This window comes from Spirillospora sp. NPDC049652 (assembly GCF_040675125.1).
Classification (GTDB): Bacteria; Actinomycetota; Actinomycetes; order Streptosporangiales; family Streptosporangiaceae; genus Spirillospora.
This window is the reverse complement of sequence record NZ_JBFAOF010000162.1, coordinates 1-10,918: the sequence shown is the minus strand read 5'-3', so window position 1 is coordinate 10,918 and position 10,918 is coordinate 1. Positions and strand designations below refer to the sequence as shown.

At 69.2% G+C, this 10,918-nt stretch carries 12 protein-coding genes; 6 read left to right on the top strand and 6 right to left on the bottom strand.

Annotated elements, in window-relative coordinates; genetic code table 11:
• Together AB0J52_RS13860 and AB0J52_RS13855 are read right to left on the bottom strand one after the other, a co-directional pair.
• Window positions 1–304 (bottom strand): DivIVA domain-containing protein (locus AB0J52_RS13860; RefSeq protein ID WP_500181941.1); only part of this gene is annotated, 304 nt, incomplete at its 3' end.
• A gap of 83 nt (window positions 305–387) precedes the next feature.
• Window positions 388–1,176, bottom strand: coding sequence for an SDR family oxidoreductase (locus AB0J52_RS13855; RefSeq protein ID WP_500181940.1), 789 nt, complete (start codon window positions 1,174–1,176; stop codon window positions 388–390).
• Between the two features lie 91 nt (window positions 1,177–1,267).
• Here AB0J52_RS13855 and AB0J52_RS13850 point away from each other — a divergent pair, with 91 nt between their 5' ends.
• The gene (locus AB0J52_RS13850) at window positions 1,268–1,864 is read left to right on the top strand and encodes a TetR/AcrR family transcriptional regulator (RefSeq protein ID WP_500181939.1); all 597 of its coding nucleotides are present in this window, start codon (window positions 1,268–1,270) and stop codon (window positions 1,862–1,864) included.
• Between the two features lie 33 nt (window positions 1,865–1,897).
• Here AB0J52_RS13850 and AB0J52_RS13845 read toward each other — a convergent pair whose 3' ends face one another.
• The 3 genes from AB0J52_RS13845 to AB0J52_RS13835 form a co-directional block, all read right to left on the bottom strand.
• Window positions 1,898–2,902 (bottom strand): glycoside hydrolase family 6 protein, encoded by a 1,005-nt coding sequence (locus tag AB0J52_RS13845; RefSeq protein WP_500181938.1) that lies wholly within the window; start codon window positions 2,900–2,902, stop codon window positions 1,898–1,900.
• Between the two features lie 106 nt (window positions 2,903–3,008).
• Entirely contained in the window at window positions 3,009–3,296 is a 288-nt protein-coding gene (locus AB0J52_RS13840; protein ID WP_500181937.1) for a hypothetical protein, read from the bottom strand.
• Window positions 3,293–3,580, bottom strand: a complete 288-nt coding sequence (locus AB0J52_RS13835; RefSeq protein ID WP_500181936.1) for a hypothetical protein — start codon at window positions 3,578–3,580, stop codon at window positions 3,293–3,295. The genes AB0J52_RS13840 and AB0J52_RS13835 overlap by 4 nt, the downstream gene beginning before the upstream one ends.
• A gap of 560 nt (window positions 3,581–4,140) precedes the next feature.
• Between AB0J52_RS13835 and AB0J52_RS13830 the strand changes: the two genes are divergently transcribed.
• Window positions 4,141–5,781, top strand: a complete 1,641-nt coding sequence (locus AB0J52_RS13830) for a 5'-methylthioadenosine/S-adenosylhomocysteine nucleosidase family protein (RefSeq protein WP_500181935.1) — start codon at window positions 4,141–4,143, stop codon at window positions 5,779–5,781.
• Between the two features lie 15 nt (window positions 5,782–5,796).
• Here AB0J52_RS13830 and AB0J52_RS13825 read toward each other — a convergent pair whose 3' ends face one another.
• Complete coding sequence (locus tag AB0J52_RS13825) at window positions 5,797–6,534, bottom strand: nucleotidyltransferase domain-containing protein (protein ID WP_500181934.1); 738 nt, start codon at window positions 6,532–6,534, stop codon at window positions 5,797–5,799.
• A gap of 179 nt (window positions 6,535–6,713) precedes the next feature.
• Here AB0J52_RS13825 and AB0J52_RS13820 point away from each other — a divergent pair, with 179 nt between their 5' ends.
• The 4 genes from AB0J52_RS13820 to AB0J52_RS13805 all read left to right on the top strand — a co-directional run.
• Window positions 6,714–8,006 carry an ABC transporter substrate-binding protein gene (locus tag AB0J52_RS13820; RefSeq protein ID WP_500181933.1) on the top strand — a complete coding sequence of 431 codons (1,293 nt, stop codon included), beginning with the start codon at window positions 6,714–6,716 and terminating at the stop codon, window positions 8,004–8,006.
• Between the two features lie 46 nt (window positions 8,007–8,052).
• Window positions 8,053–9,036, top strand: coding sequence for a carbohydrate ABC transporter permease (locus tag AB0J52_RS13815; RefSeq protein ID WP_500181932.1), 984 nt, complete (start codon window positions 8,053–8,055; stop codon window positions 9,034–9,036).
• Window positions 9,033–9,848 carry a carbohydrate ABC transporter permease gene (locus AB0J52_RS13810; RefSeq protein ID WP_500181931.1) on the top strand — a complete coding sequence of 272 codons (816 nt, stop codon included), beginning with the start codon at window positions 9,033–9,035 and terminating at the stop codon, window positions 9,846–9,848. Before AB0J52_RS13815 ends, AB0J52_RS13810 begins: the two co-directional genes overlap by 4 nt.
• 88 nt (window positions 9,849–9,936) lie before the next feature.
• On the top strand, window positions 9,937–10,918 hold a 982-nt coding region (locus AB0J52_RS13805), incomplete at its 3' end, for an alpha-amylase family glycosyl hydrolase (protein WP_500181930.1).

The window sequence follows — 10,918 nt, the reverse complement described above, 5'->3', positions numbered from 1 at the left end:
CCGCCGCCCGGGCCTCCTCCTCCACCGCGCCCGCGCGCTCGCGGGCCCGCTCGACGATCTCGGCGGCCTCCCGCCGGGCGGCGTCGAGCAGCCGGTCCACGGTCTCCTGGGCGAGGCCCATGACGCGGGCCGCGGCCTCGGGCGACTCGGGCGGCCGGGCCCGCAGCCCCTCGATCTCCCGGTGCAGCGCGGTCAGGGCGGACTCGACGTCGGCGAGGAAGGTGTTCACCTCGACCAGGTCGTACCCCTCCCGCAGCCGCACGGTGGTGAAGGTCTTCCGGGCGACCTCGGACGGCGTCAGCATGCTCGTCCCCTTCCGCTGCGGGCATTCATCACTCTTTGCATTCCCGTGACGACTGCTTGTAAACGATCGGGGACGGGGCCGCGTCAGGCGAGGATCTGGCCTCCGTCCACGGTGACGACCTGGCCGGTCATGTAGGTGTTGGCCATGAGGAACACCGAGGCCGCGCCCGCCTCCTCGGCGGTGCCGAAGCGGCCGAGCGGCAGGGCCGCGCCGGCCTCCCGGACGGCCTCGTCCGTGGGCAGCCCGCCGACGCCGCGCAGCAGCGGGGTGTCGAACGCGCCGTACCGGACGGTGTTGACCCGGAGCCGCTGCGGCGCGAGCTCGACGGCGAGCACGCGGGTCAGCGTCTCGACCCCGCCGCCGGGGGCCATGGCCCCGACGATGCCGGGCGTCGGGCGGACGACGAGGTTCCCGGAGGTGAAGGTGAGCGAGCCTCCGGCGGGCATCCGCTCGGCGGCGATGCGCGCGGCGACCAGGGCGGCCCAGACGCGCTGGTCGTAGGCCTCGTGGGCGGTCTCCCGCGTGAGCTCGGCCAGCGGTCCGGCGCCCGTGTAGCCGCCGGCGGTGAGCAGGACGTGGTCCACCTGGCCGGCGAGGTCGAAGGCGGCGCGGACGGCGTCCTCGTCGGCGGCGTCGGCGACCGCCCCGAGCACCTCGGCGTCCCCCTCCCCGGCGGCGACGGACTCGACGGCGGCGTCCAGGCGGGCCTTGTCGCGCCCGGACAGGACGACCCGGACGTCCAGGCCGTGCAGCAGCCGGGCGGCGCCGAGCCCGATGCCGGACGAGCCGCCGATCACCAGGACGGTCGATCCGGCCAGGCCGGCGGGCAGCGGCGAGCGGACCGGGGCGGGGGCGGTGGAAGCAGCGGACATGGCGGTTCTCCGATCAAAATAAACCAGACGGTTGGTTTAGATCATGGGGGCGTCCGGAGCGGCTTGTCAACCGGATGGTTTAATTTCAGCCATGAGCTACGACGCGGACGCCACCCGAGCGAGGATCTTCGAGGCGGCCGCCTGCGAGTTCGCCGCGCGCGGCCTCGCCGGGGCCCGGGTCGAACGGATCGCCTCCGCCGCCAAGGCCAACAAGCAGGCGATCTACCTCTACTTCGGCAACAAGGAGGCGCTGTTCGGGGCGGTCCTCCAGGCCAAGATGGAGGAGGTCTGCCACGCGGGCACGCTCGACCCGGAGGCGGTCGGCGAGACCGTGGGCCAGCTCTTCGACTGGTACCAGGAGCATCCGGAGCTCGTCCGGCTGCTGATGTGGGAGGCGCTGGAGTCCTGCCAGCCGAAGACCTGGGGCGAGGACGAGCGCACCGAGGTCTACCGGGGTTACTCCCGCGACCTGGTCGCCGCGGGCGTGGGCGCGCGGGCCGACGACGACGCGGCCCGCGTCCGCGCCGCGCAGGACTGGCTGTTCACCATCCTCGGGCTGGTCGCCTGGAACTTCGCCGTCCCGCAGATGCGCCGCATGGTCCTGGACGAGCCGGATGACGAGGCCGCCCTCGCGCGCCGCCGGGCCGTGGTCGTCGAGACCGTCAAGGCCCTCGCCGCGTCCCGCTGACGTCCGCGGCACCGCCCTCCAGGCGCGAGCCGGCTACCGGCCGTTGATCAGCCGCATCGCGAGGTCGGGACTGAACGTCCCGGCCTTGACGTTCGGCCCGACGCCGCACGGGCCGTCCGACTCGCCGGGGATCTTGACCCACAGCAGGTAGTCCGAGCCGGACCCGCCCGCCTGCGGGGCGGTTCCGAGCTTCGCGCCCGCCGGGTTGCACCAGACGCCCGGCTTGCCGCCGTGCCCGTTGCGGCTGGTGTCGATGACGAATCCGCGCGTGTAGCGGTATTTGCTCGAAAGAGCCGCGTTGACCTTCTTCGCATAAGCCGATGACTCGGCCGTCGTGAAGAAGTTGGAAACGTTCACGGAGAAGCCGCGGACGTTCTTCACCCCGGCCGCGTTCAACCGGCTCGCCATGGTCGCGGGCGCCACCCAGTGGGCGTTTCCACCGTCCAGATATGCACGTGACTTCGGGGCTTTGCTTTTGAACTGCCGCGTCGCGTAATTCAGCAGCGCGATGCGGTTCTTCGCCGCGTCGCCCTTGAGGCAGTCGAGCTGCGCGACCGCGTCCGGCTCGATCACCACGATGGCCGGACGGTTCCCGATCGCGGCGGCGAACCGGGAGATCCAGGTCCGGTAGGCGGCCGAGGAACCGGCCCCGCCGCCCGACGCCCCGCCGCAGTCCCGGCCGGTGATGTTGTAGGCGACGAGAACGGGCGTCTTGCCCTTCGCCTTCGCCGCGCCGACATATCCGGAGACCGCGCGGGTGATGTCGCCGCTCCAGTTCCCGAACCATTTCGCCCCGGGCCGCGCGACGATCGACGCCCTGATCCTCGCCGCCCGCGCGTCCCTCGGATGGGCCTTCACCCAGGCGGCCGCCTGGGTCCCCGGATCGACATAGAACGGGCTCACCGCCGCCGCGCCCGACGTGCCGGAGGCGCCCGCAGCGTCCGCCGAACTGAGCCGCGCGCCACCGCTCCCGCCCGAGGAGCAGGCGGCCGCGCCCACCGCCACAGCGGCCACCACCAGCGGAAACACCGTGCGCATCGCCGTCCTCCTCGCGCCCGTGATCACCTCGACGGCCGACATTCTGCCCCAACCGCCCATCCCCGTCCGGCGAACGACCGGATCGCCTCCCGGCGGCGGCCCGGGGTCAGCCGAGCCAGAGGACGGCGGTGACGCGGAACTCGCGGATGTCGTGGACGACCAGGTACTCGACGATCACCTGGTGGCCGGGGACGCAGAGTTCGAAGCGCAGGCCGGTGCCGTCCAGCGGCGAGCCGGGCGGGGCCGCGCCGAGGTCCACGGCGTCGCCCGCCTCGGCGGCGAACCGGACGAAGTAGCGCAGGACGTCCTCGAAGAGCGGCCGCGGCATGGCGTGCAGGTCGGCGGCGGCCTCCTCCTGGCAGAAGACGGTCCAGCCGCGTTCGGGGTCGGTCACCGCGACCTGCGGGCGGCGAGCTCCTCCAGCGAGACCAGGCCGCGGCCGGCGAGGGCGTCGGTGACGCGGCGCTCGCGGCCGGGGACGCGGTCGAGCATGGCGTCCATCCACCAGTGCTCCAGGACGGCATCGAGCGCGCGGCCGTCCTCCCGGGCCTCGGCCGCGCCCGCCTCCGCCAGGAACCGCTCGCGCTTGTCCGGCGCGAGCGCGGCGGCGACCGCGCTGACCGTGCGCGGGATCGCGCGGGTCTGGCCGGGCAGGAGCGGACGGTCGGGCAGGGCCATGCGAAGCCTTCCGGGACGCGCGTGACGGACGCGCCCCACGCTACGGGAACCCACCGACTTTGCATGGCTCACACACCACCGGCAGCCGGCCACCGGTCGATTGCGCACCTCGTCCGATCCGGCCGCCCGCAGCCCGTCCGCGGCAAGGGTTCCCGGCCGCGATCGTCAGCACATCAGGCAACGAATCGGGAGCTTCCCCGTTGCGCGCGCGTCAGCGACGTTATTCTCGCCACACGGAAGCGGTCGTCACCTCTCCGGGAAATTGGATGCTTACTACACAAAATGCATTTACCTGGCGCGCTGCGCGAACCGCAGCCAAGGAGATCAAGAAATCACCCGAGGGCCGGGGAGTTCTTCTCCGCTTACGCCCCCGACACGCGCCGTTCATTTCACGAAGCCGGGCACCGCTCTCACTCATCCTCCTACGCGCAGACAGAGAGGGAACCCTCATCCGCGACAGCAGCGGAGGTCTTGCTTTGCTGCAGCCTCCAATGTTAACAAGAAAGTTAATGCCTAAGCACCCATTGCGCTTCCTCGACACCTACTGGCCAATACTTGTCATGATCACGCCCGCCAGGGCGCTCTATGCCGGGGCGATACCTCTTTCAACTTTCTTCAACAGCTCCACGCCAGGGCTAATAGCGGTCCTCGCCGCAGTTTCGTACGTGGCAATATCCATGATCGGCAACCTCCTACTCGAAGTCGCGGAATTAATGCAGACCATCCTCAGTGACGCGCGCCTAAAGCTTGAAAAAGAAAGTCTTCCCGGCGAATTGTGGATCGTAACCCTATTCCATCAGCGAGCCCCCGACCGTGCGCAGGAGCTCGCAGAGAAAATCTCCTCGCATCGTCGCAAAATACTGACAGAACTTGGTCGCAAATACTGCGATCCACAGGCTATTCATATAGGCAGCGCAAAGACTAACGAACCAATCGTCTTCCAATTGGACAGAGTGACCGATGAGAACACGCGGAAGAAGGTCCAGGCGATCACTCATGAAGTCCGCCTCTCCAACGGGTCCCGGCCACGGTTCGCAGCCCTCGGCGCCGATGCACCCCTGAAAGCACAAGAGGGCGGCGACTTGCTCGGCGGCGGCGCGGTGTTGACGTATCTCGCCAGCTGCCTGTTCATGACCGTGTACCTAGCATGGCAGGTAGGAGGAGCAGAGCGAGACGCCTGCGCCCATTCCAGTTGCACCGGCCGCCCCGCCTCATTTCATTTAGCCCTTCGCTGGGCATTCGAACGCGCATTTTTGCACGATCCCAATGGAATAACACCAGCCACCAATCGCGCCTTTATGGCCGGCCTGGGCTTGAGCCTTATGTGGCTAATGGCTATACCGGTATCCATTCGGATGATCACCGACAAGAGAAAGAGTTGGAACATGGCCCGCAAAAACTTTCTCGACGCGCTCGACCGCATCACGTCGCCCACGCGAGTTCTTATTCTTGTAACAACAGACACAGAACGTGAAGCGGTTCTGACTGCCGCACAGGAGGCCAACAACTCACAAGAGATTGAGCCACAGCACCTGAAACAGTCGACTGTCTTTCCGCTGGGCAAGCTTCGAAACACCGTCGTGACGCTCGCCCAGTTCCCAGTACAAGGAAGCCGCGGTCTCTCGAGCGCAAGCGACATTACGCGAACGTTAATCGACGAGCTGGACCCAGACTTCGTCCTGCTCACAGGAATATGCTTCGGCCTCAAAGAGCAGGAGATCGGCTCCATATTGGTCGCTACTCAGGTCAGACTCCAGGATCACAAGAGGATTACTGACAGCCCCAACGTCGCCTCCGAGACCGTGGAACTAGGCCGCGGTTCTCGGCCTGATCCTTCGCCCCTGCTGCTCAGCCGGGCGACGGCCGCCACTCATGGGTGGACGGGTAAACGGGTATTTCGAGGCCCGATGATCTCCCTGAACGCAGTCGTGGATTCAGTGCTCTACCGTGACCGCTTGATCAAAGAGCATCCGGATGCTCTAGGCGGTGAGATGGAGTGTGCAGCCGTTTATGAGGCTGCCGCAAGCGCTCGTCGCGACTGGCTCATGATCAAGGCTGTCAGTGATCATGCGGCGCACAAGAGGGACTCCGCCCAGGAACTGGCCGCCCGAGAAGCCGCTCGGTTCGTAGTCCATGTCCTCCGTCAGGGCGGCTTGGATGTCCGCCCTGATCTGGGCAATCGAGGAGCGTCAGAGATCTAGGAGAGAGGGAGAAGGTCAGCTTCCGGTCAGGCTTCGGCGGCGGACGGAGTGGAGGAGGGCGTCGACGCGGGCGCGGTCGGGCTCGTCCGGCAGGGACGTGCGGGCGAGGGCGTCCTCCATGCGGGCGGTCAGGGACGCGCGCCAGGCCGCGACCTCGTCCAAAGGCGTCTCCCCCGCCCGGACGGCCATCAGCCGGTCGCGGTGCTCGTCCATCCGGACCAGCGGCTCGCCGTGTTCGAGCAGGTGGAGGCCGCTGATCAGGAGCCGCAGCATGTGCATGACGTGCTTGGGGTTGCGCGCCTCGTGGTTCTCCATCTTGCGGAACTGGCTGTCGGCGTAGCCGACGAACGACCGGTGGGCGCGCTTGGACACGAACGCGGCACGGGCGTCCAGGAGCTCCGCGCCGACCGGGGTGACGTGCTCGACGAGGGGCGACCACAGGCATTCGAGGACGGTCGGGTTCGCGGCCAGCGCCAGCTCGCAGAAGCGCTCGAACTCCCAGGAGAACTGCTCGTCCTCCGGGCCGGTCACGTGGGTCGGCGGCTTGTCGAAGTGCCAGTACAGCTCGGTCGGCGCGACGAAGACGCCGCGCCGGTCGGTGTCGCTGGCGGCGGTGTCCAGGCCGTAGGCCCGGGAACCGACGACCACCGACAGGACGGTGTGGTCGGTCACCAGGCGGTGTTCCGCCGTGCGGGGCGCGGACGCGGAGGTCTCCGCCCGCCGCTCCCCCGGGGCCCCTTGCTGTCCGGTCATTCCAGGAGCGTCCCGCAGCCGGCCGGGTGGCGTCGACCCGTTTGTCGGCTTGCAGAAACTTTCTGCAAGGACTTTACGTTCCTTGCGGCCGATTGCTACCGTCGCCGCACCACCCCCACGAGGAACAGGTGAAACGGGCTGCACACCACGTCAAACCCGTTTCACAGAGGAGGACCCCCATGCGGCGTACCATCACGGCCGGAGCGCTGACCTGTCTGGCGCTCGCGGCGCTGACGGCCTGCGGCGGAGGCGACGACAAGAAGGACTCCGCGCCGTCCGCGGCGCTCGACGGCCGCGGCCCGGTCACGTTCGTCACCGGCAAGGACCGGTCGGGCAACCTGCAGAAGCAGATCGACGGCTGGAACTCCGCGCACCCCAAGGAGCAGGTCCGCGTCGTCGAGCTGCCGGACGAGCCGAACGACCAGCGCCAGCAGATGATCCAGAACGCGCAGACCAAGTCCGACGCGTACGGCGTCCTCAACCTGGACGTCGTCTGGACCGCCGAGTTCGCCGCGAACCGCTGGCTGACGCCGCTGCCCAAGGACCAGGTCGACCTGTCGAAGATGCTGCCCGCGACGGTCACGACCGGGCAGTACCGCGACAAGCTCTACGCCGTGCCGTCCACCTCCGACGCCGGGATGCTGTACTACCGCAAGGACCTGCTCGACAAGGCCGGGATCAGCGCCCCGCCGAAGACCTACGCCGAGATGTGGGCCGACTGCGACAAGGTCAAGGCGCTGCCCGAGGGCAAGGGCGTCGACTGCTACTTCACCGAGGTCAACAAGACCGAGAGCCTGACGATCAGCGCGGTCGAGGCGATCGAGGCGCAGGGCGGCTCCATCTTGGACGCGTCCGGCAAGCCGACCGTGAACACGCCGCAGGCCAAGGCGGGCGTCGAGTTCCTCGCGGGCGCCCGCAAGGACCGCATGCCGAAGGAGGCCGTCACCCTCGACACCGAGGGCGGACGCCGCTACTTCCAGGGCGGGAAGCTGCTGTTCCAGCGGCAGTGGCCGTACCAGTACGCCATGGCGAACGCGACCGACGGCTCGTCCAAGGTGGCGGGCAAGTTCGCCGTGGCGCCGCTGCCCGGCCAGAACGGCCCGGGCGTCGCCAACCTCGGCGGCCACAACCTGGCGGTCTCCGCGTTCGCCAAGAACAAGGCCACCGCGCTCGACTTCATCAAGTACCTGACCGGCGAGCAGGCGCAGCGCGCCAACCTCATGGCCACCTCGCAGGCCCCGACGGTCGCGTCCCTGTACGACGACCCGGAGCTGACCAAGAAGTTCCCGTACCTGCCGGTGCTGAAGCAGGCCATCTCCACCGCCAAGCCGCGGCCCGTCGTGGTCAAGTACGGCGACGTCACGGCCGCGATCCAGGGTTCGGTGTACGACGCCGTCAACGGCGGCAAGCCCGTCGACCAGGCGCTCACCGACCTCCAGGGCAAGCTGACCACGCTGACCGCGGGGCAGTGAACCGCTCCGCGAAGCCGTGCCGCGAGCTCCGAAGGTGAGTGCTGAAGTGAGTTCTGAAGTGAGCGGTGTCTCCCGGCGCGCCGCCGTCCGCTCCTCGCGCCCGCGCCGCCCCGGCGGCGCGCGGCGCGGGGAGCGCCGGATGGCCGCGCTCCTGCTCTCCCCGACCCTGCTGGTCCTGGCGCTGGTCGTCGGCTACCCGGTGCTCGCCGGGCTGCGCGAGTCGCTGTACGCGCGCGGCAGCGGGCTGGACGCCGACGGGTTCGTCGTCCAGGGCAACAGGTTCGTGGGCCTGGACAACTACACGTCCGTCTTCGAGGGCGACCGCGCCGACGCGTTCTGGAACGCCTTCGCCAACACGACGTTCTTCACCGTCACCACGGTCACCCTGGAGACCCTGATCGGCGTCGGGATGGCGCTGATCATGCAGCAGGCGTTCCGCGGCCGGGCGCTCGTGCGGGCCAGCATCCTGGTCCCGTGGGCGATCCCCACCGCGATCTCCGGCCTGCTGTGGCGGTGGATCTTCCAGGCGGACGGCGCGGCCAACGCCGTCCTCGGCCACCAGGTGCTGTGGACGGCCGACGGCTTCCCCGCCAAGCTCGCGGTGATCATCGCCGAGGTGTGGAAGACGTCCCCGTTCATCGGCCTGCTCGTGCTCGCCGGGCTCCAGATGATCCCGCGCGAGGTGCACGAGGCCGCCAAGGTGGACGGCGCGAGCGTGTGGCAGCGGTTCGTCTTCGTGACGCTGCCGCTGATCAAGCCCGCGCTGCTGGTCGCGGTGCTGTTCCGGATGCTGGACGTGCTGCGCATGTTCGACCTGCCGGCCGTCCTCGTCGGCGTCAACCAGAAGTCGGTGGAGACCCTGACCATGCTCGCCTGGTTCGAGGCGACGAACCTGCGGTACGGCTCGGCCGCGGCGTACGCGACGATCCTGTTCGCCTACATCGCGCTCATCGCCTACCTGTTCGTCAAGCTCCTCGGCGCCGACATCATCGGCGAGGCCCGGCGGACGCGAAAGGCGGCGAAGCGGTGAAGCGCGCCCTGTCCTACCTCGGCCTGGCCGCCGTCGCGGTCTACTGCCTGGCGCCGTTCTACTGGATGGTCGCCTCGGCGCTGCGGCGCCCCCAGGACCAGTTCGACAACTCGCCGGTGCCGTCGCCGGTCTCGACCGAGAACTTCCGCGCGGTGTTCGGCGGGCACAACGACTTCGGCCGGGCGCTGCTGAACAGCATCGTCGTCGCCGGGATCACCACGGTGTTCACGCTGGTCGTCGGCGTGTTCACGGCCTACGCGCTGGCCCGGCTGGACTTCCGGTTCAAGAACGCCGTGCTGGGCCTGGTCATCGGGACGACGATGTTCCCGGGCGTCTCCCAGCTCGTCCCGCTGCTGAAGCTGTTCACCGACATCCACTGGATCAACACCTACCAGGCGATGATCGTGCCGAGCCTCGGCTTCGCGCTGCCGCTGTCGGTGTGGCTGCTCACCGCGTTCTTCCGGCAGCTGCCGTTCGAGCTGGAGCAGGCCGCGATGGTGGACGGCTGCACCCGCGGCCAGGCGTTCCGTAAGATCATCGTGCCGCTCGCCGCGCCCGGCGTGTTCACCACCGCGATCCTGACCTTCATCGCGGCGTGGAACGAGTTCCTCATCGCGCTGTCGATGGTCAACCGCAAGGAGATGCAGACCGCGACGGTCGCGATCTCCAAGTTCACCGGCGTGTCCGGCTTCGACCAGCCGTTCGGCACGCAGATGGCGGCGGGCGTGATCGTGACCGTCCCGCTCATCATCGTCGTGCTCGTCTTCCAGCGCCGGATCGTCGCGGGCCTCACGGCCGGCGGCGTCAAGTGACCCACCGCTCCATGACCCGGCGCCCCGTGGCCCGGCGCCCCGTGGCCCGGCACCCCGTGGCCCGGCGCCACGCGACCGAAAGGATGCCATGACCGACACGCCTCCCACCGCCTGGTGGCGGGACGCGGTGATCTACCAGGTGTACGTGCGCAGCTTCGCGGACGCGAACGGCGACGGCATCGGCGACCTCGCGGGCATCCGCTCCCGGCTGCCGTACCTGGCCGGCCTGGGCGTGGACGCGCTGTGGGTCACCCCGTTCTACGTCTCGCCGATGGCCGACTTCGGCTACGACGTGGCCGACTACCGCGACGTGGACCCGCTGTTCGGCACCCTGGACGACGCCCGCGACCTCATCGCCGACGCCCACGGACACGGCCTGCGCGTCATCGTCGACGTCGTGCCGAACCACAGCTCCGACCGGCACCCGTGGTTCCGGGCCGCCGTCGCCGCCGCGCCCGGCTCGCCCGAGCGCGACCGGTACATGATCCGCGATGGCCGCGGCCCGGACGGCGCGGAGCCGCCGAACGACTGGGAGTCGGTCTTCGGCGGCCCGGCGTGGACCCGGCTGCCGGACGGGCAGTGGTACCTGCACCTGTTCGCGCCCGAGCAGCCCGACCTGAACTGGGAGAACCCCGGCGTCCGCGCCGAGTTCGAGGACATCCTGCGGTTCTGGCTCGACCTCGGCGTGGACGGCTTCCGGATCGACGTCGCGCACGGCATGGTCAAGGCCGCCGGGCTCCCCGACGTCGGCCACACCGGCCAGTCCGAGATGCTCGGCACCGCCGTCCTGCCCTACTTCGACCAGGACGGCGTCCACGAGATCCACCGCGCGTGGCGCAAGCTGCTCGACTCCTACCCGGGCGAGCGGATCGGCGTCGCCGAGGCGTGGGCCCCCGACACCGAGCGGCTCGCGAGGTACACCCGCCCGGACGAGCTGCACCAGGCGTTCAACTTCCACTACCTCGGCACGCCGTGGGACGCGGCGAGGCTGCGCGAGGTCATCGACGGCACGCTGCGCGCCGCGGGCGCCGCGCCCGCGACGTGGGTGCTGTCGAACCACGACGTCAAGC